At 71.4% G+C, this 23,243-nt stretch carries 15 protein-coding genes and 2 pseudogenes; 10 read left to right on the forward strand and 7 right to left on the reverse strand.

Annotation, left to right across the window (positions count from 1 at the left end; translation table 11 throughout):
* Positions 1-153: 153 nt before the first annotated feature.
* Positions 154-1,689 carry a M1 family metallopeptidase gene (locus tag OHU89_RS41640; RefSeq protein ID WP_405650324.1) on the forward strand — a complete coding sequence of 512 codons (1,536 nt, stop codon included), beginning with the start codon at positions 154-156 and terminating at the stop codon, positions 1,687-1,689.
* A 20-nt stretch (positions 1,690-1,709) separates the two neighbouring features.
* Here the strand turns inward: OHU89_RS41640 and OHU89_RS41645 are convergent, their stop codons facing one another.
* From OHU89_RS41645 to OHU89_RS41655, 3 genes are all read right to left on the reverse strand, one after another.
* Entirely contained in the window at positions 1,710-2,786 is a 1,077-nt protein-coding gene (locus OHU89_RS41645; RefSeq protein WP_266899173.1) for a mechanosensitive ion channel family protein, read from the reverse strand.
* 157 nt (positions 2,787-2,943) lie between these two features.
* Positions 2,944-4,461, reverse strand: a complete 1,518-nt coding sequence (locus OHU89_RS41650; protein WP_405650325.1) for an amino acid permease — start codon at positions 4,459-4,461, stop codon at positions 2,944-2,946.
* Between the two features lie 25 nt (positions 4,462-4,486).
* Positions 4,487-5,464, reverse strand: a complete 978-nt coding sequence (locus OHU89_RS41655) for a hypothetical protein (protein WP_266885242.1) — start codon at positions 5,462-5,464, stop codon at positions 4,487-4,489.
* 280 nt (positions 5,465-5,744) lie between these two features.
* Here OHU89_RS41655 and OHU89_RS41660 point away from each other — a divergent pair, with 280 nt between their 5' ends.
* From OHU89_RS41660 to OHU89_RS41670, 3 genes and pseudogenes are all read left to right on the forward strand, one after another.
* On the forward strand, positions 5,745-7,184 hold the full coding sequence (locus tag OHU89_RS41660; RefSeq protein ID WP_405650328.1) for an FGGY family carbohydrate kinase: 1,440 nt from the start codon (positions 5,745-5,747) through the stop codon (positions 7,182-7,184).
* A complete protein-coding gene (locus OHU89_RS41665; protein ID WP_405650330.1) occupies positions 7,181-8,563 on the forward strand; it encodes an FAD-dependent oxidoreductase in 1,383 nt (460 codons plus the stop codon). Before OHU89_RS41660 ends, OHU89_RS41665 begins: the two co-directional genes overlap by 4 nt.
* Positions 8,560-9,528: pseudogene (locus OHU89_RS41670) on the forward strand (NAD(P)/FAD-dependent oxidoreductase); the annotation flags it as partial. The gene OHU89_RS41665 and the pseudogene OHU89_RS41670, both read left to right, overlap by 4 nt.
* Here OHU89_RS41670 and OHU89_RS41675 read toward each other — a convergent pair.
* Positions 9,474-10,226, reverse strand: a pseudogene (locus OHU89_RS41675) (crotonase/enoyl-CoA hydratase family protein); the annotation flags it as partial. The pseudogenes OHU89_RS41670 and OHU89_RS41675 overlap by 55 nt on opposite strands.
* A gap of 30 nt (positions 10,227-10,256) precedes the next feature.
* A complete protein-coding gene (locus tag OHU89_RS41680; protein WP_323185203.1) occupies positions 10,257-11,156 on the reverse strand; it encodes a lysylphosphatidylglycerol synthase transmembrane domain-containing protein in 900 nt (299 codons plus the stop codon).
* A 228-nt stretch (positions 11,157-11,384) separates the two neighbouring features.
* Between OHU89_RS41680 and OHU89_RS41685 the strand changes: the two genes are divergently transcribed.
* From OHU89_RS41685 to OHU89_RS41705, 5 genes are all read left to right on the forward strand, one after another.
* Positions 11,385-13,274, forward strand: a complete 1,890-nt coding sequence (locus tag OHU89_RS41685) for an ABC transporter ATP-binding protein (protein ID WP_405654883.1) — start codon at positions 11,385-11,387, stop codon at positions 13,272-13,274.
* 172 nt (positions 13,275-13,446) lie between these two features.
* Positions 13,447-17,307, forward strand: a complete 3,861-nt coding sequence (locus tag OHU89_RS41690; RefSeq protein ID WP_405650332.1) for a glycoside hydrolase family 2 TIM barrel-domain containing protein — start codon at positions 13,447-13,449, stop codon at positions 17,305-17,307.
* Positions 17,308-17,425: 118 nt separating this feature from the next.
* Entirely contained in the window at positions 17,426-17,668 is a 243-nt protein-coding gene (locus tag OHU89_RS41695) for a DUF5302 domain-containing protein (protein WP_266885226.1), read from the forward strand.
* A gap of 264 nt (positions 17,669-17,932) precedes the next feature.
* Positions 17,933-18,352, forward strand: a complete 420-nt coding sequence (gene panD / locus OHU89_RS41700; RefSeq protein WP_405650334.1) for an aspartate 1-decarboxylase — start codon at positions 17,933-17,935, stop codon at positions 18,350-18,352.
* Positions 18,353-18,384: 32 nt separating this feature from the next.
* Positions 18,385-18,729 carry a GNAT family N-acetyltransferase gene (locus tag OHU89_RS41705; protein WP_266885222.1) on the forward strand — a complete coding sequence of 115 codons (345 nt, stop codon included), beginning with the start codon at positions 18,385-18,387 and terminating at the stop codon, positions 18,727-18,729.
* A 371-nt stretch (positions 18,730-19,100) separates the two neighbouring features.
* Here OHU89_RS41705 and gndA read toward each other — a convergent pair whose 3' ends face one another.
* Positions 19,101-20,540, reverse strand: a complete 1,440-nt coding sequence (gene gndA, locus OHU89_RS41710) for an NADP-dependent phosphogluconate dehydrogenase (RefSeq protein WP_405650335.1) — start codon at positions 20,538-20,540, stop codon at positions 19,101-19,103.
* A 277-nt stretch (positions 20,541-20,817) separates the two neighbouring features.
* On the opposite strand from gndA, the gene OHU89_RS41715 reads away from it, so the two are divergent.
* Complete coding sequence (locus OHU89_RS41715; protein ID WP_405650336.1) at positions 20,818-21,939, forward strand: transglycosylase family protein; 1,122 nt, start codon at positions 20,818-20,820, stop codon at positions 21,937-21,939.
* Positions 21,940-21,978: 39 nt separating this feature from the next.
* Here the strand turns inward: OHU89_RS41715 and OHU89_RS41720 are convergent, their stop codons facing one another.
* Positions 21,979-23,127, reverse strand: a complete 1,149-nt coding sequence (locus OHU89_RS41720; protein WP_405650338.1) for a DMT family transporter — start codon at positions 23,125-23,127, stop codon at positions 21,979-21,981.
* Positions 23,128-23,243: the final 116 nt, after the last annotated feature.

Consider the following 23,243-nt stretch of genomic DNA (forward strand, 5'->3'; position numbering starts at 1 on the left):
CGTCCGAGGCTCGACAGGGGTCCGCGCACGCTGTCCGAGAACGGGCGCATCCGCAGAGCCGTTCGAAGCGTCTGATCTTGCGGTCATGCATGTTGATCACACGTCTTCCGACGGCCGGACCTGACCAGCCGGCCGCCCGAACGAAAGCGGACCATGAGATATCGCACCAGAGTGACGGCCCCTGCCGCTCTGCTCGGCACCGCGGCGGTACTGAGCGTGGCATCCCCGGCACTCGCGGCCCCCGAGACCGGCGCCCCGGGCCCGGAGAGCCTCGGCGACGGCGTCTTCCCGAGCCTCGGCAACGACGGCTACCGCGTCTCGGCGTACCACCTCGACCTCGCGTACGACGCCACGACCAAGCTCGTCGACGCGACGGCGACCCTGTCGATCACCCCCACCCAGGACCTGAGCCGCTTCTCGCTCGACGCGCTCGGCCTGGAGATACGCACCGTGACCGTGGCCGGTGCCGCGGCCGGCTTCGAGCAGGCGGGCGAGAAGCTGCGGATCACCCCCGCCGAGCCGCCGGCCGCGGACATCCCGGTGGACGTCACCGTGGCCTACTCCGCGGACCCGCGCCGCACCCTCGCGCACACCGCCTGGGTCCCCACCCCGGACGGCTTCGCGGTGTGCCCCCAGCCGGACTCGGCGCACACCGTCTTCCCCTGCAACGACCACCCGGCGGACAAGGCGGACTTCACCTTCCGCATCACCGTCCCGGGGGGCCTGCGCGGCGTCGCGAGCGGCGGCCTGGTGAGCACCGAGGAGCTCGGGGACGGCCGTACCGCGTACACGTACCGCTCCCGCGAGCCGATGGCCACCGAGCTCGTGCAGATCACGGTCGGCGACTACGTGATCAAGGACCGGCCCGGACCCAACGGGCTGCCGCTCCGGGACGTCGTACCCAGCGCCCGGGCCGCCGCCCTGGAGCCCGCGCTCTCGCTCACCCCGAACCTGGTGAGCTGGATCGAGCAGCGGCTCGGGGCGTACCCGTTCGAGACGTACGGCCTCCTGCCGTGCAACAACGACGCCTCGGACGCCTTCGACTTCACGGGTCTGGAGACCCAGACCCTCACGCTGTACAAGCCGAACTACCTGCTCCAGGCCGAGCCGAAGATCGGCTCGCACATGATGCACGAGCTGGTCCACTCCTACTTCGGCAACAGCGTCAGCCCCGCCACCTGGTCCGACCTGTGGCTCAACGAGGGCCACGCCGACTTCTACGGGCTGCTGTACCGCTACGAGCGGGGCTGGACCGACTCCCTCGGGCTGGTCACGATGGAAGCCCGGATGAAGGACACGTACGCGCGCGGCGACCAGTGGCGCAAGAGCTCGGGCCCGGTCGCGTCGCCCAACGCGGCCAACCTCTTCGACAGCCAGCGCTACCTGGGCGGCGTCCTCGTCCTGTACGCGCTGCGCCAGCTGGTCGGCGAGACCGTCTTCAACGGCATCGAGCGGACCTTCCTGGAGCGCTTCCGCAACTCCTCCGCGACGACGGACGACTACATCGCCGTCGCCTCGGAGGTCTCCGGCACCGACCGGTCAGGGTTCCTGCGGGACTGGCTCTACGGCACGAAGACCCCGCGGATGCCCGGCCACCCCGACTGGACCGTGACGCCGGTGAGTTCGGCCCTGCGCCAACCGCAGACCAGGCCGAGCAGCGGTTATCACGACAACTCGGCCACTCTGTAAGGCGATCGGCACCGAGCCGGTCAGTCGAGGCGGGCGGAGGTCACTTCGCCCGCCTCCTCGGCACCCCGCTGCTGCGGGATGACCACGGCACCCTGCTGAAGAGCCACCGTGCGCGTCGGCGCCGGGATGCGGATGCCCTCCGCGCGGTAGCGCTTGTGCAGGCGCTTGATGAACTCGTGCTTGATGCGGAACTGGTCGCTGAACTCGCCGACGCCCAGGATGACCGTGAGACCGATCCGGGAGTCGCCGAAGGTGTGGAAGCGGACCAGCGGTTCGTGGTCGGGGACCGCGCCGGTGATCTCGGTCATCACCTCGGCGACGACCTCGATGGTCACCCGCTCGACGTGGTCCAGGTCGCTGTCGTAGCCGACCCCGACCTGGACCAGGATCGTCAACTGCTGCTCGGGGCGCATGAAGTTGGTCATGTTCGACTTCGCGAGCTCCCCGTTGGGGATGACGACCAGGTTGTTGGAGAGCGCCCGGACCGTCGTCTGACGCCAGTTGATGTCCTCGACATAGCCCTCCTCACCGCTGCTCAGCCGGATGTAGTCACCGGGCTGGACCGTCTTGGAGGCGAGGATGTGGATGCCCGCGAAGAGGTTGGCGAGGGTGTCCTGCAGGGCGAGCGCGACCGCCAGACCGCCGACGCCGAGGGCGGTCAGCATCGGCGCTATGGAGACGCCCAGGGTCTGGAGCACCACCAGGAAGCCGATCGCCAGGACCAGCACGCGGGTGATGTTGACGAAGATCGTGGCCGAGCCGGCGACGCCGGGGCGGGACTGGGTGACCGACCGCATCAGGCTGGCCACCAGCCGGGCCGCCGCCACCGTGACCACGAAGATCAGCAGGACGGTCAGGACCTGGTTGGTGGTGCGCTGGGTCGTCTTCGTCAGCGGCAGCGCCGCCGCGGCGACGGCGATGCCGCCCGCGATCGCCGCAGCGGGCACCACCGTGCGCAGCGCGGCCACGATGACGTCGTCGCCGCTCCATTTCGTGCGGTCGGCGTGCTTGCCCAGCCACTTGAGCAGGATCCGCAGCAGGAACGCGGCAACCAGGCCCGCGACCACGGCGATTCCGGGGACGACCAGGTCGTCCATGGTGAGATCCCGTTGAAATGCTGTCACGTTGCCACCTGTTCGAAAGTGCTGGATGAGCGACCGCGCGGGCCGTGAAGGCGCCACGACGGGCGCGACCGCTCATCCTGCCGTATCCGGCACAGGAGTTCGTAGACGGCCTGGGGGCGGATGCCCCTGCTCAGACGATCCCCTCGGCCAGTTCCGCCTGGTCACGGTCGGAGCCGTACGCCGCCGTGGTGGGCGTCCCGTACGAACGGCGGGCGGCGTACCACCACACGGTGGCGAGGACGAGTACGACGGCGAGGGCGACGGACGCGTAGTTCATCGTGTCGGCCGTCACCGGCGAGGACTGCGGCAGACAGAAGAGCACCGTGACGAACGCCACCCACACCACCGCGATCCACCCGACGGGTTTGCTCCACCGGCCCAGGCTCCAGGGCCCCGGCTGGAACCGGTCGCCCGCGCGCAGCCGCAGCAGTACGGGGATGGCGTACGCGGGGGTGATGCCGATGACGTTGATGGCGGTGACCGCGCCGTACGCCGTCGCCGAGTACAGGGACGGCAGGGCGAGGAGGCCGGCCACCGAGACCGACAGCCACACGGCCGCGACCGGGGTCTGGGTGCGGCTGCTGACCTTGCGCCACAGGGCCGAGCCCGGCAGTGCCCCGTCCCGGCTGAACGCGAACACCATCCGGCTGGCGGCGGCGACTTCGGCGTTGCCGCAGAACAGCTGGGCGACGATCACCACGATGAGGAGCGCGCTCGCGCCGTCGGTGCCGAGGCCGTCCAGCAGGATCTGCGCCGGCGGCACCCCGGTGTCGGTGGCCCGGGTGGCGTCGTAGTCCTGGATGGCGAAGGTGAGACCGGCGAGCAGGACGAAGCCCGCTATCCAGGAGACCCAGATGGAGCGGACGATGCCCTTCGCGGCCGACACGGAGGCGTTGGAGGTCTCCTCGGACAGATGGGCGGAGGCGTCGTAGCCGGAGAAGGTGTACTGGGCCAGGAGCAGGCCGATCGCCGCCACGTACAGGGGACTCGACCAGCCGGTGTCGTTGACGAACTCGGTGAAGACGAAGGACGGCGACTGGTGGTGGTCCGGGACGATCGCCAGCGCGCCGACGATGAGGGCGACGCCCGCCAGGTGCCACCACACGCTGATGGAGTTGAGCACGCTGACCAGGCGCACGCCGAAGAGGTTCAGCACGGCGTGCAGCAGCAGGATCACGACGAAGATGAGCATCGTCTTCTCCGGCGTCGGCTCGAAGCCCCACTGGAGATTGGCGAACGCGCCCGCGAACAGTGCCGCGCCGTAGTCGATGCCGGCGATCGCACCCAGCAGACCGAGCAGATTCAGCCAACCCGTGTACCAGCCCCAGCGGCGGCCGCCGAGCCGGTCCGCCATGTAGTAGAGCGCGCCGGATGTCGGATATGCGCTGGTGACCTCGGCGAGCGCGAGGCCCACGCACAGGACGAACAGGCCGACCCCGGCCCAGCCCCACAACATCACCGCGGGACCGCCCGCGCCGAGCCCGAAGCCGTACAGGGTCATGCAGCCGGACAGGATCGAGATCACCGAGAAGCTGATCGCGAAGTTGCCGAAGCCGCCCATGCGGCGGGCGAGGACCGGCCGGTAGCCGAGTTCGCGCAGGCGCTCCTCCTCGTCGCGCGGTGGGCGGCCGTCGATGGTGCGGGACATTCGTACCTCCGGGACTGGTGGTGGATCACGCGGGGCGGCAGCGCGCCCGGGCCTGGAGGAAGATCTCCACGGCCTGGGCGACGTCGCCCTGATCGGGGGTGCGGTACGCCCAGGGCAGGGGCGTCCAGTACGGGCCGAGCGCCTCGAACACCCGCGTCGCGTCGGTGAACTGGAGGGCGCCCCACAGGGCGTGGGCGACATGGTTCAGGTCCAGCAGGGAGCGCTCGGCGGTGAAGGTCTGCTCGAACCAGGCGTACAGCGCGCGTTGGGCCTCGCGGGTGGCGTCCTCGGCGACCCAGTGCAGGTCGAGTGCGGCGTCGCGGCCGCCGGAGCGGCGGTAGCGCTCGACCCGGACGTAGAGCGGCAGGACGTGCAGCGCGGAGCCCGGGGGAGCGGTGTCGGTGGCCCAGTGCGCGTAGCCGGCGGCCTCCGCGAGCCGCCCCGAGGTGCCGTGCTCGTAGAGGAACTGGAGCATCCGGTGGTGGGCCTCGCGGTTGTACGGGTCGCGCTTGTCGGCCTCGGCGAGCAGACCCCACGGGCCCGGCGGCAGCATCGGCCCGGGCGGTGCCACCCGGTGCTCGGCCCACTGCCGCTCCCGGTCGAGCCGGGCCAGCGCCAGCAGACACACCCAGGGGACGGGGTCCGGCGGGGCGGCCCGGGTCGCGGTGTGGCTCGCCCGCCAGGCCTCGTGCCACAGGTCGAGGGTGTGAGGGTGGCCCTCGCGGTGTGCCCGCAGCGCCCGTTCCACGGCGACCCTGGCGTGCATCACCGTGGCCGGGACGCTGTCCGGTTCCTCCTCGAGCCAGGTGCGCACCACGTCGGTGCCGGCGGCGGCGGTGGCGAGGACCTGGGTGCGCTGGGTCCACTGCCACCAGGCCGTGGTCTCGGTGAGGATCCGGCGCATCGACATCCAGCGCCCCGTGCGTAACTCCTGGAGGGTGGCGCGCAGCGCGGTGTCATGGCCTGCGGGATCGTAGGCGGGGCGTGCTCCTTCTCTGGCCATCAGCCTCCCGCCCCGGGCAGCGGGCGGGTTCTGACGGCAGGGTGGAGTAACAACAGCCCTCCTCTGGGCGGCAGTTGAGGAGCTCACGTCGGTCGCGGCGGTCACTATAGAGGCGCAGGTTCCGCATCTCCTCCCGTTTCCCGATCTTTTCGAACTCCTTTGCGGGGCAGAAGGGTTGACTCACAGTCAGCCTCGCTTGACGCGATGTGTCGGACGGCGGCAGGCTGTCGCACGGTGATCGCCGAGGAATGATCCGAAGACACGCCCTGGGGAGGGCTCGATGACAGGTCCGGTGCTCGCTGTCGACCAGGGCACATCCGGCACCAAGGCCCTCGTCGTCTGCCCCGAACGCGGTGTCATCGGCGCCGGCTTCGCCGAGGTGCGGCCGCGTCATCTGCCCGGCGGGCTGGTCGAGGTCGACCCCGAGGAGCTGTACGCCTCGGTCGTCGACGCCGGCCACCGCGCCCTGGCCGAAGCCCGCGAACCCGTCGTGGCGCTGGGCCTCGCCAACCAGGGCGAGACCGTGCTCGCCTGGGACCCCGACACCGGCCGCCCGCTCACCGAGGCGCTCGTCTGGCAGGACCGCCGCGCCGAGTCGGTGTGCGAGGAACTCACCCCGTACGCCGACGAGTTGCGCGAGCTGACCGGCCTGCCCCTCGACCCGTACTTCGCCGCGCCCAAGATGGCCTGGATACGCTGCCACCGCACCCGCGAGGGCGTCGTCACCACCACCGACGCCTGGCTCGTCCACCGTCTCACCGGCGCCTACGTCACCGACGCCGCGACCGCCGGCCGCACCCAGCTCCTCGACCTCGACCGCGCCCGCTGGTCACCGCGCGCCCTCGACCTGTACGGACTCGCCGACGAACGGCTCCCCAAGGTCGTCGACAACGCCCAACCGATCGGTCTGACCAAGGAGTTCGGGCCCGAGATCCCGCTCACCGGCCTCGCCGTCGACCAGCAGGCCGCCCTGCTCGCCCAGCGCATCACCGCACCCGGCGGCGCCAAGTGCACCTACGGCACCGGGGCCTTCCTCCTCGCCCACACCGGCGACACCCCGAGACACGGCACCTCCGGGCTGGTCAGCTGTGTCGCCTGGCGGCTCGGCGGACGGACGAGCTACTGCCTCGACGGCCAGGTGTACACGGCCGCGTCCGCCGTGCGCTGGCTCACCGACCTCGGCGTCATCAAGGGCGCCGCCGACCTCGACGCCGTGGGCGCCACGGTACCCGACAGCGCCGGCGTCACCTTCGTCCCCGCACTGGCCGGGCTCGCCGCCCCCTGGTGGCGCGGCGACGTGCGCGGTTCGCTCACCGGGCTCGGCCTCGACACGGGTCCCGGCCACGTCGTGCGCGCCCTGTGCGAGGGCATCGCCGCCCAGGTCGCCGAGCTCGCCGACGCGGCCGGCACCGACCTCGGTGCGCCCTTCACCGCCCTGCGCGTCGACGGGGGCCTCACCCGCTCCGCCCTGCTCATGCAGACCCAGGCCGACCTGCTGCAACGCCCCGTCGAGGTGTCCGCCCTGCCCGACGCCACCGCGCTCGGCGTCGGCGCCCTGGCCCGGCTGGGCGCAGAGCCCGACCTGACGGTCGCCGAAGCGCTGCCCGACTGGAAGCCGGCCGCCGTCTACGAGCCGCGCATCACCGGCGAAGAGGCCGCCGAGCGCCGCGCCGGCTTCCGCACCGAGGTCGCCGCACTGCTCGACCGGACACCCGCATGACGGTCACCACGGCCGGACCGCTGCCCGCCACGACATACGACGTGGCGATCGTCGGCGCCGGAGTGGTCGGCTGTGCCATCGCCCGCGAACTCGCCCGCCACCCGCGGCTGCGCGTCGCGCTCGTCGAGGCGCAGGACGACGTGGGCCAGGGCACCTCGAAGGCCAACACGGCGATCCTGCACACCGGGTTCGACGCGGTCCCCGGCTCGCTGGAGGCACGGCTCGTCCGCGAGGGATCCCGCCAACTGGCCCAATTCGCCGCCGAGTCGGGCATCCCCGTCGAGCCGGTCGGCGCCCTTCTCGTCGCCTGGGACGAGGAACAGCTCGCCGAGCTGCCCCGCCTCGCGGAGAAGGCCGAACGCAACGACTACACGGAGTCCCGGCTGCTCGGCGCGGCCGAAGTGTACGAGCGCGAGCCGCACCTCGGCCCCGGTGCGCTGGGGGCTCTGGAGGTCCCCGGCGAGAGCATCATCGACCCCTGGACGACGACCCTGGCCTACGCCACGCAGGCCGTCCGGCACGGGGTGGACCTGCACCTCAACTGCCGGGTGGAACAAGGCGTCCAGGTCACGACCCGGGGTCCCCTCCACGCCCGTTGGGTGATCAACGCGGCCGGTCTCGACGCCGACACCCTCGACCGGCGGCTCGGCCACCACGACTTCACCGTCACCCCGCGCCGCGGCCAGCTCATCGTCTTCGACAAGTTCGCCCGGAGCCTGGTCCGGCACATCCTCCTGCCCGTCCCGACGGCCCTCGGCAAGGGCGTCCTCGTGGCGCCCACCGTGTACGGCAACGTCCTCCTCGGCCCCACCGCCGAGGACCTCGACGACAAACAGGCCACGCAGTCCTCCGCCGAAGGCCTGTCCCAGTTGCGCGAGAAGGGCCGCCGTATCCTGCCCGAACTGCTCGACGAGGAGGTCACCGCCGTCTACGCCGGACTGCGCGCCGCCACCGAGCACGACGACTACCGCATCCACGTCCACCCGGAACAGTCCTACGTCACGGTGGGCGGCATCCGCTCGACCGGCCTGACCGCCTCGCTCGCCATCGCGGGACATGTCGTCGGACAACTCGCCAAGACCGGGCTCGACTTGGGGCCCCTGCGCGACCTGGATCCCGTGCACATGCCCAACCTCGGCGAAGTCTTCCCCCGCCCCTACCAGCGCCCCGAACTCATCGCAGCCGACCCGGAGTACGGCACCCTCGTCTGCCACTGCGAACGCGTCTCCCGCGGCGAGATCCGCGACGCCCTGGCCGGTACGGTCCCGCCGGGCAGCCTCGACGGGCTGCGCCGCCGCACCCGGGCCCGGTCGGGGCGCTGCCAGGGCTTCTACTGCGGGGCTGCCGTGCGGGAGCTGTTCGAGGAGGCCAGGACGTGACGCGTCAGGTCGACGTCCTCGTGGTCGGCGCCGGCCCCGCGGGCCTCGCCGCCGCAGCCCGCCTGGCCGTCAGCGGTGCCGGCAGGGTCGAGGTGCTGGACCGGGAGCAGCGGGCCGGGGGAGTGCCACGGCACTGCGCGCACGGCGGCTACGGCACCTGGCTGCATCCGCTGACCGGTCCCGCGTACGCCCGGCTGCTCGCTGACGCCGCGCTGCGGACCGGGGCGGTCGTACGGACCGGAGTGAGCGTGCTCGACTGGGCGGGCCCGCCCCACGGCCCCCTCACGCTCGCCACCGTCGGCCGGGACGGCCCCGAGACCGTCGAGGGGCGGGCCGTGATCCTGGCCACCGGCGCCCGCGAACGCCCGCGCGCCGCACGCCTGGTGCCGGGGACCAGGCCGGCCGGCGTCTACACCACCGGTGAACTTCAGCAGGCCGTGCACCTGTACGGGCAGCGGATCGGGACGCGGGCGGTGATCGTCGGTGCGGAAGGCGTCTCGTACTCGGCCGCCGACACCGTACGGGCCGCCGGAGCCGACGTCGTCGCCATGGTCACGGAGTCGGACCGGGCGCGGACCACCCGACTCCGCGCCCAGGACGCCCGCCTTCGCCGACGCGTCCCCCTGCTCACCGGGACCGCGGTCGTCGAACTCCTCGGCCACGGACAGCTGTCCGGCGTCCGCGTCCGGCACCGAGACGGTCGTACGGCTGTCCTGGCGTGCGACACCGTCGTGTTCACCGGCGACTTCGTGCCCGAGAACGAGCTGGCGCGCAGAGGAGGGCTGACCCTGGCCCCCGAGACCTCACGGCCCGGAGTCTTCGCCGCCGGCGGTCTGCTGCACCCGGGGGAGAGCGCGGCCGAGGCCGCCCGCGCCGGTGCGCGGGTGGCCGGCACCGTCCAGGCGTTCTTGAACGACCCGTGCCGCCCCGCCCCGGCGGCGAACCGGGCGGCGCCCTCCAGGCCCTCCGCCAACACACCCATGCCGTAGCCGAGTTCACCGCGCAGGGCCGCCGTCTCGGCCAACCCCTCCTGGTCCAGCACCGACGCCCGGTCCGCGCGCAGACAGGCCTGCGGGAACTCCGCGACGGCGGCCGCCAGTTCCTCGGCCGCGGCACGGGAGGTGCCGGTGGGGACGACGCGGTTGGCGAGGCCCATCTCGTACGCCTCCGGGGCCGCCACCGGCCGCCCCGTCAGGATCATGTCCAGTGCGCGGCTCGTGCCGATCAGCCGGGGGAGCCGTACCGTACCGCCGTCGATCAGAGGGACGCCCCAGCGTCGGCAGAACACCCCGAACACCGCGTCCTCCTCGGCGACCCGCAGATCGCACCAGAGCGCCAGCTCCAGCCCGCCGGCCACGGCGTGCCCGGCGACCGCCGCGATCACCGGCTTGGACAGCCGCATCCGGGTCGGCCCCATCGGGCCGTCACCCTCCTCGGTGACCTGGTTGCCGCGTTCGGTGCCGAGCGCCTTGAGGTCGGCGCCCGCGCAGAACGTGCCGCCCTCGCCCCACAGCACCGCCGCCCGCGCCTCAGGGTCGGACTCGAACTCCCGGAAGGCGGTGGCGAGTTCGGCGGCGGTCGGGCCGTCGACCGCGTTGCGTACACCGGGGCGGGACAGGACGACGGTGGTGACGGGGCCGTTGCGTTCGCTCCGGACGGGCATCGCGGGCTCCTTCGGTCAGGCGGCCTTGAGTCAGATGACCTTCATTCGTACCAGGGCCCCGAGCGTCAACGCCCCCGGAACCAGCGGAAGCCACACGGTGATGATCCGGTAGGCCAGTACCACGGCCGTCGCGATCGCCGCCGGACCGCCCGCCGCCACCAGCGCCACGACCAGCGCCGCCTCCACCGAGCCGATCCCGCCGGGCGTCGGCACCAGCGCGACGGCGACCGTCGCCGCGAGATACGCCACCGCGATGTGCAGCGGCGCCACCGGCAGCGCCAGCGCCTGCCCCACCGCGGCCAGCCCGGCCGCCTGCAGCGCGGGGAAGGCGAGCGAACCGCCCCACAGGGCGAACGCCCGGGCGGGCCGGGTGTGCACCTCGCGTGCCTCGCAGAGCGCCGTGCGCAGGAACGAGGTCACGGTCGTACGCACCCGCCGTACGAACACGAGCACGCCCGCCGCCACGAGCAGCACCAGGCCCAGGGCGGGCAGCAGCGCGCCGAGCGCGCCCTCGGGAAGGAGGGCTCCCAGGCTCAGCGCGTCGGGGAAGGCGATCAGCAGCGCGGCCAGCAGGGTCAGCCGGCCGATCGACTCCGCCAGCAGATACAGGGCGAGGGCGGCCGAGGAACGGGCCAGCGGGAGCCCGCACACCGTCATGAACCGGAGGTTGACCGCGCTCGCGCCGAGGCCGGTGGGGAGCAGGTGATTGGCCGCGCCGGCCGCGAACTGGGTCGCCAGCAGCCGCCGTTTGGGCAGCCCCTCCACGACCGCGCCCTGGCGGGTGCAGGCGGCGGCGACCCAGGTCAGACAGGTCGCGCAGACCGCGACAAGCAGCCAGGGCCACTCGGCCGACTCCAGATGGCCGAAGCCCTCGGACAGGACCGAGCGGTGCTGCACGGCGACGACCGTGACGAGCAGAAGCGGAAGCAGACACAGGATCTGACGGATCCTGCGGGCGGGGACGCGACGGAGGCTCACGTCCTCAGAGGTTTTCCGGGCCGTGCCAACTGCGGGTTGCGGAAGGGCGGCCGGGGGATTGCGTACGGTCATCGGATCCTTCGGGCGGGGAGAGGTCCTGGGGATGGACATCCTGGGGACGGACGTCCAGGGGGTGTTGACCTCAACAACGCTTGAGGTCGTACGTTCGCTCCCATGAGCATGGAAACCACAGCCTGGACACAGCTGCAGAGCGTGATGCACGCCGAGCAGGAGACGCGGCCCTTCGCCCGCGCGACGCTGCGCCGCATCGGCGCGTTCGCCCGACCGCACCGCACCCGCATCGCACAGTTCGTGGCGCTGGGGGTGGCGACCGCGCTGCTCGCCGTCGCGACCCCGGTGCTCGCCGGACACGTCGTGGACGCGATCGTGACGGGCGATGACGAGGGCACCGTCGTACGGCTCGCCCTGCTCATCGCGCTCATCGCGGTCGCCGAGGCGGCGCTGGGCATCCTCGGCCGACGGCTGTCGTCGACGCTCGGAGAGGGACTCATCCTCGATCTGCGGACGGCTGTGTTCGATCATGTGCAGCGCATGCCGGTCGCGTTCTTCACACGGACACGTACGGGAGCGCTGGTCTCCCGACTCAACAACGACGTCATCGGTGCACAGAGAGCGTTCAGCAACACACTCTCCGGAGTCGTCAGCAACCTGGTCACCCTGCTGCTCACCCTCGCCGTCATGCTCACCCTGTCCTGGCAGATCACCCTGCTCGCGCTGGTCCTGCTGCCGGTCTTCGTGATCCCGGCCCGCCGGATGGGGCGCCGGATGGCCCGTATGCAGCGGGAGGCGGCCGCGCTGAACGCGTCGATGGGCACCCGTATGACCGAGCGCTTCTCCGCGCCCGGCGCCACGCTGATCAAGCTGTTCGGCCGCCCCGAGCAGGAGTCCGAGGAGTTCGCGGCCCGCGCCCGCAGGGTCGCCGACATCGGTGTCCGCACGGCCACCGCGCAGTCGGTGTTCATCACCGCCCTCACCCTGGTCTCCGCCCTGGCACTGGCCCTCGTCTACGGCCTCGGCGGCTGGTTCGCCCTGCGCGGCACCCTGGAGCCCGGCGCGGTCGTCTCCCTCGCCCTGCTGCTGACCCGGCTGTACGCCCCGCTCACCTCCCTGGCCGGAGCCCGCGTCGAGGTGATGAGCGCCCTGGTCAGCTTCGAGCGGGTCTTCGAGGTGCTCGACCTGAAGCCGCTGATCGAGGAGAAGCCGGACGCTCTCGACGCCCCCGACGGGCCGGTCGCGGTCGAGTTCGACGACGTCCGCTTCGGCTACCCGTCCGCCGACAAGGTCTCCCTGGCCTCCCTGGAGGAGGTCGCCTCCCTCGACACCCGGGGCGGCGACGAGGTCCTCAAGGGCATCTCCTTCCGTGCCGAACCGGGCCAGACCATCGCACTCGTCGGCTCCTCCGGCGCGGGCAAGTCGACGATCGCCGGACTGCTCCCGCGGCTGTACGACGTCGACGAGGGCGCCGTGCGGATCGGCGGCACCGACGTCCGCGACCTCACCGCGGGCTCGCTGCGCGCCACCCTCGGCATGGTCACCCAGGACGGCCACCTCTTCCACGACACGGTCCGCGCCAACCTGCTGCTGGCCCGCCCGGAGGCCACCGAGGACGAACTCCGCGACGCCCTGCGCCGCTCCCGCCTCGAGGCCCTCGTGGACTCCCTCCCCGACGGCCTGGACACGGTGGTCGGCGAGCGCGGCTACCGTCTCTCCGGCGGCGAACGCCAGCGTATGACCATCGCCCGGCTGCTGCTGGCCCGCCAGCGCGTCGTCATCCTCGACGAGGCCACCGCCCACCTGGACAACACCTCGGAGGCGGCGGTCCAGGAGGCGTTGACCGAGGCTCTGGAAGGACGGACCGCGATCGTCATCGCCCACCGTCTGTCCACGGTCCGGGCGGCCGACCAGATCCTGGTGGTCGAGGGCGGTCGGATCGTCGAACGGGGCACGCACGAGGAGCTGTTGGCGGCCGGCCGACGGTACGCCGAGCTGTACCGCACGCAGTTCGAGGAGCGGTCGGCCGACGCCACGGAGATCGAGGCGGCCGCATAGAAGAGTCACACGCGGCACGTCAACCCCGCAGGTTCACACAAAGACCGACAACATCATTGCCTCGCTCGGGCCGACAACCTAGTGTGCGTTCGGTTTCCCAACAGCACCGAACAGGATCTGACGCTCACTCAAGCAGTGCCCCCACACTGTCGTCCCGAGGAAGGCCACGGTCATGTCGCACTTTCCCGTGTCGCCCGTCAGCCGCCGCCGTCTGCTGGAGGGAGGTGCCGCTGTCCTCGGCGCGCTCGCCCTGCCCGGATCGATCACCGCGGCACGAGCCGCCGACGCGGCGGCCACTCCCGAGTGGAACGGCAACATCGCCGTCTTCCGGCTGGGGTCCGAGCCGGCGCACACCACCCTCATGCCGTACGCGGACGTGAGACAGGCCCTGGCCGCGGACCGCACCCGCTCCCCGTACCGGCTGAGCCTCGACGGCAAGTGGAAGTTCGCGTACGCCGACCGCCCCGACGACCGCGACACGGACTTCTACCGCACGGACGTCGACGACAGCGACTGGGACACCATCCCCGTCCCCTCCGCCTGGCAACTGCACGGCTACGACCGCCCGATCTACATCAACATCACCTACCCCTGGTGGGGCCCCAACGGCCTGGGCGAGGAGGCGCAGCCACCGGCCGCACCGACCCGCCACAACCCCGTGGGCCAGTACCGCCGCACCTTCACGGTGCCGCGCGACTGGAAGGGCCGGCGGACCTTCCTCCACTTCGAGGGGGTCAAGTCCGCCCACTACGTGTGGATCAACGGGGAGTTGGTCGGCTACCACGAGGACTCCTACGACCCCGCCGAGTACGACATCACCCCGCACCTGAAGCCGGGCATCAACCAGATCGCGGTGGAGGTCTACCGCTACTCCGACGGAGACTGGCTCGAGGACCAGGACATGATCCGGCTGAGCGGCATCTTCCGCTCGGTCCACCTGTACTCCACGCCCGCCGTGCACCTGCGCGACTTCAGGCTGGACACCCCGCTGAGCGACGACTACCGGTCCGCGGAACTGTCGGTCACCGCGAGCGTGCGGGACTACGGCGGCCAGGGCGGCGGCCGGTACTCCGTCGAGACCCAGCTGTACGACCCGAGCGGGCACCCGGTCTGGCCCAGACCGCTGCAGCAGGCCGTCGCACTCGACTCCGGCAAGGAGGAGACCGTACAGGCCGCGAAGGCCGTGCCCCGGCCGCGCCTGTGGTCGGCCGAACGCCCCGACCTCTACACCGCCGTGCTCCGCCTGCGCGACCCGGCGGGCAAGGTGATCGAGACCCTCTCCCACCGTGTCGGCCTGCGCGAGTTCGCGCTCAAGGACGGCCTGATGCGCATCAACGGCAAGCCGGTCTCCTTCCGGGGCACCAACCGCCACGAGATGCACCCGGTGCGCGGCTCGGCCCTCACCCGCGCGGACATGGTCGAGGACATCGAGATCATCAAGCGGCTGAACATCAACAGCGTCCGCACCTCGCACTATCCCAACAACCCGCAGTGGCTCGAACTCGCCGACGAGTACGGCCTGTACCTCGTCGACGAGACCAACCTCGAGACCCACGGCATCCGCGGCGAGTACCCCGGCAACCACGCCGACTGGACCGAGGCCTGCGTGGACCGCGCCCGCAACATGGTCCACCGCGACAAGAACCACGCCTCGGTGGTCATCTGGTCGCTCGGCAACGAGGCCGGCGGCGGCAGCACCTTCAACGCCATGTACGACTGGATCAAGTCGTACGACACCACCCGGGTCATCCAGTACGAGGGCGACGACCGCCCGGGCATGAGCGACATCCGCTCCGAGATGTACGACAGTCCCTCCCGCGTCGAGGCGCGTGCGAAGGACACGAACGACACCCGGCCGTACGTGATGATCGAGTACTCGCACGGCATGGGGAACTCCAACGGCAACTTCAAGAAGTACTGGGACATCGTCCGCCGCTACGACGTCCTCCAGGGCGGCTGGATCTGGGACTTCGTCGACCAGGCCCTCGAGTGGCCCACGCCCACGCGCAAGCGGTTCACCGAGTCCGGACCCGCCGCACTGCGCGGCGAGATCCAGGCCCCCGCCGGCACGTTCACCCGCACCGAGGGCGTCTCCGGCGGCACCGTCTTCGCCCGCGACCCGAGCCTCGACCTCACCGGCTCGCTCACCCTGGAGGCCTGGGTCACCCCGCATGTGACCGGCTACCACCAGCCGATCCTCGCCAAGGGCGACACCCAGTACGCCCTCAAGCAGACGGACAGGAACCTGGAGTTCTTCATCTACGGCGGCGGTCAGTGGGTCAGCGCGAGCTGGCCGCTGCCGGACGACTGGACCGGCCGCGAACACCACGTCGCGGGCGTCTTCGACGCGGACGCGGGCACCCTGACCCTCCATGTCGACGGCGAGATACGGGCCACCCGCACCACCACCCGGCGTCCCTCGAACAACACCGCGTCCCTGGCTCTGGCCACCGACGTCGACAACCCCACCCGGGAGTTCAGCGGCACCGTCCGACGGGCCCGGGTGTACGCCCGCGCGCTGAGCGCCGCCGACATCGCCTCCGCCGGCCGGGGACCCGGTGACGACGGCGTACGGTTCTGGTTCGACGCCGCCACCGTTGACCTCAGCGAGAAGCGGCCCCGGGACAGGACGTTCTACGCCTATGGCGGGGACTGGGCCGACAACCCCAACGACGGGGCCTTCTCCGGCGACGGCATCGTCACCGCCGACCGCGGCCTCACCGGCAAGTCCGCCGAGGTCAGGCAGATCTACCAGGCGATCAACGCGGCCTGGGCGTCCGGCGGTTCGGGGGCGGTGACCCTCACCAACGAGTACCTCTTCACCAACCTCCGCGAGTTCGACGGACGATGGGAGCTCGTCGCCGACGGAAAGGTGGTCCGGCGCGGCAGACTGAGCAGGGCCCAGCTGGACCTCGCGCCGCTGTCGAGCAAGGACATCACCGTGCCCTTCGAGGTGCCGGACGACCCGGCGCCGGGCGCGGAGTACTTCCTGCAGCTGTCCTTCACCACCACGGAGACCACGAAGTGGGCCAAGGCCGGCTTCGAGGTGGCCAGGCAGCAACTCGCCGTCGACTCCGACAGCCCCGCCGTGACACCGCTGCCGCCGGCCCGCGTCCCGGCGCTGAGCCACAAGGACGCCGACGGGGCGGTCACCGTCACGGGCAAGGGCTTCTCCGTCACCGTCGACAAGAAGACCGGCGTCATCACCTCGTACCGGGCCGGGCGCGCCGAGCTGATCTCCTCCGGCCCCGCCCCCAACTTCTGGCGGGCCCCCACCGACAACGACCACGGCAACGGCCAGCACATCCGCAACCAGACCTGGCGCGACGCCGGTACCGACCGCAAGGTCACGGACGTCGTCGTCAGCACCCTGGACGACAAGGCCGTCGTGATCAAGGTCGCCGGCACCCTGCCCACCACCACCGAGTCGACGTACACCACCACGTACACGGTCTTCGGGAACGGCGAGATCAAGGTCGACAACACCCTGCACCCGGGCGCCTCCTCGCTGCCGTACATCCCGGAGGTGGGAACCCTGCTCTTCCTGCCCGCCCGTCTGGAGAAGCTGCGCTACTACGGCCGTGGGCCCGAGGAGAACCACTGGGACCGCAACAACGCCACCGACGTGGGCCTGTACTCGGGCACCGTCACCGGCCAGCGGACCTCCTACCTGCGCCCCCAGGAGAGCGGCAACAAGACCGACGTCCGCTGGATCGCCCTCACCGGCGGCGACGGCCCCGGGCTGCTCGTCACCGGCGAACCGCTCCTGGAGGTCAACGCCTCCCACTTCACCCCGGAGGACCTCTCGGTCGGCGCCCGCCACGACTACCAGCTCACCCCGCGCAAGGAGGTCGTCCTGCGTCTGAGCCACCACCAGATGGGCGTCGGCGGCGACAACAGCTGGGGCGCGCACACCCACGACGAGTACAAGCTGTTCGCCGACCGCGACTACGCCTACACCTACCGGCTGCGGCCGCTGACGGACGTGGACGAGGCGATGGCGGCGTCACGGAGGCCCACCGGCCTGGAGTGAGGCGCCCCGACGGAACATCGCGGTGGCACGGGTCCCGGTGCGTGGCCGGGACCCGGCAACCCGTACCGCGCCCGGCATGACAAGCTGTGCTTCCCCACCCCGAACCCAGGAGGTCACCATGACCGCAGAGCCCGCATCCCCGGAAGGTTCGGAGCCGGCTGCCGCCGAGACGTCCCCTCTGGCGCCGGACGAGGACGGCAACTACGACCTCAAGCGCAAGTTCCGCGAAGCCCTGGACCGCAAGCGCGGTGTCCAGGCGGACGCCGCCGATGTCGCCGCCAACCCCGACGCGTCGAAGGTACGCGCGGCACACGGCCCGGCTTCGAGCCAGCGCTCGTTCAGGCGCAAGAGCGGCGGCTGAGCCGGTCAGTCGACGTAGCTGACGGCCCGGTGCGACGCCGGCGCACCCGGCCGTGCCGGCCGGCGTCACCACCGGGGCCGTCCGCATCACTGATCGTTCCGGGCCGAGGACCGCGGCGGATGACGGGCACGGAAGCGAGTCGGCAGGTCATCGATTTGCTGCGTGACGGGTCTCACGTTCCCGCCGTCGCACCGGGTTGTACGCTTCCGCCACCGCCCTTGACCTGCACAGCAGGCAGGGAGCTGACCAAACGGGAGCTTCTTCATGTTTCGTACCATGTTCAAGTCCAAGATCCACCGCGCCACCGTCACCCAGGCCGACCTGCACTACGTGGGATCGGTGACCATCGACGCGGACCTCCTCGACGCCGCCGACCTGCTGCCCGGCGAGCTCGTGCACATCGTCGACATCACCAACGGCGCCCGCCTGGAGACGTACGTCATCGAGGGCGAGCGAGGCTCCGGAGTGATCGGCATCAACGGTGCCGCCGCGCATCTCGTCCACCCCGACGACCTGGTGATCATCATCAGTTACGCTCAAGTGACCGATGCCGAGGCGCGGACCCTGGAGCCGAGGGTCGTGCACGTGGACCGCGACAACCGGATCGTGGCCCTGGGCGCGGACCCGTCGGAGCCGGTGCCGGGCTCGGACCAGGAGCGCAGCCCGCAGTCGGTACCGGCCTGATCCCTGTACGGCTTTCGACCAGGAGCGTGCCCATGAGCGACATCGAGATCCGCGACGACCGCCCGGCCGGCCGCCTGGAGGCCCTCGGCGACGGTGAAGTCGTGGGCCGCATCGAGTACTTCGTCCTCGAATCGCCCGAGCGCGCCCTGGTCCCCGTCCACACGATCGTGGAACCGGCCCACGAGGGAAAGGGCATCGCGGGCTCCCTGGCCCGCGAGCTCTACGCCACCGCCGAGCGCGAGGGCATCGTGGTGGCCCCGCTCTGCCCCTACGTCGTCAAGTGGGCCGAACGCCACCCCGAGGAGGCCCCGCCCGCCGGCCCCGAGCTGCTCCGCGCGGCGAAGGGCTGGCTGGCGGCCCACCCCGGGCGCTTCTGACGCGGTCCATCCGGGTGACTGGGGCGGCGGACGCCGGGTACGCGGGGGAGTAGTCCAGAGCCGACGTCACCACTGGCTGGAGGACACGATGACCACTCCGTTCCCGGACCCCGTCCACCCGGGCCCGACCCCGGGCCCCTACCCGGGCCCCCCACCGCAGCCGACCCCTCCGGCACCGGGCCCGACCCCGACTCCCGATCCCGCACCGACCCCGGTCCCACCGGGCCCGGAGCCGGTACCGAACCCGGAGCCCGGACCTCCACTGAGCTGAACGCAACAGGTGGGCGGCGTAAGAACACCGCCCACCTGGATGTGCCCGGAGGGGTGCGGGGAACTGCGCGACCAGCCCCCACGGGCCCGCACTCACCCCACTACGCGGACACCTCGGACCGGTCCCCACCCCACAGCGTGTGGAACGACCCCTCCTGGTCCACCCTCCGATACGTGTGCGCCCCGAAGAAGTCCCGCTGCCCCTGCGTCAGCGCCGCAGGCAACCGCTCGGAACGCAGCCCGTCGTAGTACGCCAGAGCCGCCGAGAACCCCGGCGTAGGCACCCCCTGCCGGGTCGCCGCGACGATCACCTCACGCCAGTCGTCCTGCGCGTCGGCGATCTCACGGGCGAACGTCTCGTCGGACAGCAGACTCGGCAGATCGGCCCGCGTGTCGTACGCGGCCCGGATCCGGTCCAGGAACGCGGCGCGGATGATGCACCCACCACGCCAGATGGCCGACACCGCACCGAGGTCGATGTCCCACTCGTACTCCTCACGAGCGGCCGCGATCTCGTGGAAGCCCTGCGTGTACGACACGATCTTCGAGGCGTACAGCGCCTGCTCGACCCGGTCGGCGAACGCGCCGGCCTCCGCCTCGCTCAGCGCGGTCGCCTTGGGCCCAGCCAGCCCCCGCGAGGCCTCCCGCAGCTCCGCGTGCCCGGACAGCGACCGGGCGAAGACCGCCTCGGCGATGCCGGAGACCGGGACGCCGAGGTCGAGGGCGATCTGTACCGTCCACCGCCCCGTGCCCTTCTGCTCCGCCTGGTCCACGACCACGTCCACGAAGGGCTTGCCGGTCGCCGCGTCCACGTGGGACAGCACCTCGGCGGTGATCTCGATCAGGTAGGAGTCCAGCCGGCCTGTGTTCCAGGTCCGGAAGATGTCCGCGATCTGCGCGGGCGAGTACCCGGCGACATCGCGGAGCAGCTGGTACGCCTCGCCGATCAGCTGCATGTCGGCGTACTCGATGCCGTTGTGCACCATCTTCACGAAGTGCCCCGCGCCGTCGGGACCGACGTGCGTCACACAGGGCGCACCGTCGACCGCCTTCGCGGAGATCTTCTCCAGCATGGGTCCGAGCGAGTCGTACGACTCCTTCGGGCCGCCCGGCATGATGCTCGGCCCGTTGAGCGCACCTTCCTCGCCGCCGGAGACGCCCATGCCGACGAAGTGGATGCCCTGCTCGCGCAGTGCCTTCTCACGGCGGCGGGTGTCCGCGAAGTGCGCGTTGCCACCGTCGATGATCATGTCGCCGGGCTCCAGGAGCGGTGCGAACTCGTCGATCACCGCGTCCGTCGGATCGCCCGCCTTGACCATGATGACCAGCCGCCGCGGCCGCTCCAGTGCCGCCACGAACTCCTTGGCGGTGTCCGCCGCGATGAAGTCGCCCTCGTTCCCGAACTCCTCGACCAGGGCGTGCGTACGCGCCGCCGTCCGGTTGTGCAACGCGACCGTGTAGCCGTTGCGTGCGAAGTTCCGGGCGAGATTGCGGCCCATGACCGCGAGTCCCGTGACGCCGATCTGGGCTGTATTGCTCATTCGGTTGGCTCCTAAAGGATCCGGTATCGGTGGTGCCGGTCGTGCACGTCAGTATCGCCCCACCGACCATCCTGACTTGCCGCTACGCCGAGCGCATGTCCGGGGTGCTCGGCGTGGCGTACGCAGATACGGACGACGGCCCCATCTGCCTCAGCCGTTGTGAAAGTGCGGCGCGTTCCTGGTTGTTCGCGGTGCAGGGCGGCTGATTGCCGTCTTGTCATGGCCTGTTCGGGGCGCTTACTTTTGGCCCTCCTGACGAATGTCGAGGGGGAGCTCCATGGCCGTACGCGGCCGGCACCGCCGGTATCAGCCGAACAGGATCAACCGCGCCTCACTCACCGTCACGGCGGGCGGTGCCGGAATGGCGATGCCGCTCATCGGCGCCGGCACGGCCCAGGCGGCCGACGTGGACACCTGGAACAAGGTCGCCGCGTGCGAGTCGACCAACAACTGGAGCATCAACACCGGCAACGGGTACTACGGCGGACTGCAGTTCGCCCAGTCCACCTGGGAGGCGTTCGGCGGCACGCGGTACGCGCCGCGGGCCGATCTCGCCACCAAGGACGAGCAGATAGCCGTGGCGGAGAAGGTGCTGGACGGGCAGGGGCCGGGAGCCTGGCCGGTGTGCTCGGTCGGGGCCGGGCTCACCCGCGGGGGCGACACCCCGGACATCCACCCCGCCGGGTCCACCAAGAGCTCCGTCCAGGACGTACAGCCGCAGACCACACCCCAGTCCCGGGCAGGGACGGCCGAGATGTACACCGTGGTCCACGGCGACAGCCTCTCCGGCATCGCCGACCGGGAGGACGTCAAGGGCGGCTGGCAGCGGCTCTACGCCGCGAACCGGAAGACCATCGGAGCCGATCCCGACCTCATCCTGCCGGGACAGCGGCTCAGTCTGCGCGGCAAGGCGGTCACGACGACCACCCAGACGTCCTCCAAGTCGACGTCGGAGAAGTCGGCTTCGGACACGGAGGAGACGAGGGAGACGAGTCGTTCCCTCGTCGCCCCGGTCGACGCCCCCACCGGAACGCCGTATCACAAGGCGGGTTCGTCCTGGTCGAAGGGCTATCACACCGGCGTCGACTTCGCCGTCCCCACCGGCACCTCCGTGAAGGCGGTCGCGGCGGGGCGGGTGGTCAGTTCCGGGTGGGCCGGTTCGTTCGGCTACCAGGTGGTGATCCGGCACGGGGACGGCAGGTACACCCAGTACGCGCATCTGTCGGCGATCTCCGTGAAGAGCGGACAGGGCGTCGGCGCCGGCCAGCGGATCGGCCGCTCGGGGTCCACGGGCAACAGCACGGGCCCGCATCTGCACTTCGAAGTGCGGACGGGGCCCGGCTTCGGCACCGACATCGATCCGGTCACGTATCTGCGGACGGGCGGCGTCAGGCTCTGAGATCTGTCGGGGACGTGGTCGTGTGCGGGTCGCGTGCGGTCAGGATTTGACCCGCATGCGATGCCGGTCGGGGACCCGCATCGGGACGTACGACGCGCCGTAGAGCGGGCCGTAGAGAAAGACCGGTGAATCGTCGGGCTCCTGCGGCGCGACGTCCTGGACCGACTCCGGCGCCGGGACCAGGACCTCCTCCCGGACCGCCGACTGCTCGGGGAGGCCGGCCAGCAGTTCCTCGGCGGTGGCGGGCTCGGCCAGGCCGGCCAGCAGCTGCTGGGCGGTGGCGGGCTCCGGCACGTTCACCCTGGCGGTCGGCACGCTCACCTTTGCGGCGGCAGGCTCGGGCAGCGGCTGCGTCTCGGTGCGTGCGAGCCGCTCGGTCGTCAGCAGGATCAGACCGCCCGCCGCCACCACAGCGCAGCCCAGGGCGAGCAGGGTGCCCGTGGTGCCGTAGCGGAAGGTCTCGCCGAACATCGTGATGCCGACCGCGGCCGCGGCCACCGGGTTCACGACCGTGAGGGTGGCCAGCGGGGCCGCGAGACCGGCACCGCGGTAGGAGGCCTGGGAGAGCAGCACACCGGCCGTGGCCAGGACGCCGATCACGGCCAGGGAGGGAACGTCCGCCGTCGACACACCGCCGGTCCAGTCGACCGCGACGGTCTTGGTGAACACCGAGGACATGCCGAACGCGATGCCGGACGCGGTGGCGAGCAGGATGCTGCGCACCGCCGGGTGCCGGTGGGCCGCCCGGCCCGCGATCATCAGCGCGACGACGGCCAGGCCGGTGGCCGTGGCGACGGCCACCCGCTGTGTCGTGTCCAGCGACTGCGCGTCGGACGTGCCGACCAGGGACAGCAGACCGGCCAGACCCACGGTCGACATGATCGCGCCGCGCCAGGCCGTCGCTCCGGCCTTGCGGCGCACGAACAGCGCCGCCATGGGCAGGGCGAACACGATGGTCAGGGCGCCCAGCGGCTGCACCAGGCTCAGCGGGCCGTACGCCAGCGCCACCACGTGCAGCAGTCCGCCGAGGCCGTTCAGCGCGACCGCCGCCCACCAGCTCGCCCGCCGCAGGGGCGCGAACTGCTGCTCGGGGGAGGACACCGCGACCTGCTCCTGGACGATCGCCCCACCGGCGTACGCGACGGCGGAAACGAGCGACAGGACCACGGACAACGCGAGGGCGCTCATGAGCTGCTCCTCTGCGTGAGGCAGGGGCAATGGCCCCGGCGCGGCGAACGGTCGGCTTCCATGTGCAACACGATGCCGCGAAAAGCCATTCCCGTCGTCGTACCTGAGCAGGCAAT

Source organism: Streptomyces sp. NBC_00019 (genome assembly GCF_045041015.1).
Taxonomy (GTDB): Bacteria; Actinomycetota; Actinomycetes; order Streptomycetales; family Streptomycetaceae; genus Streptomyces.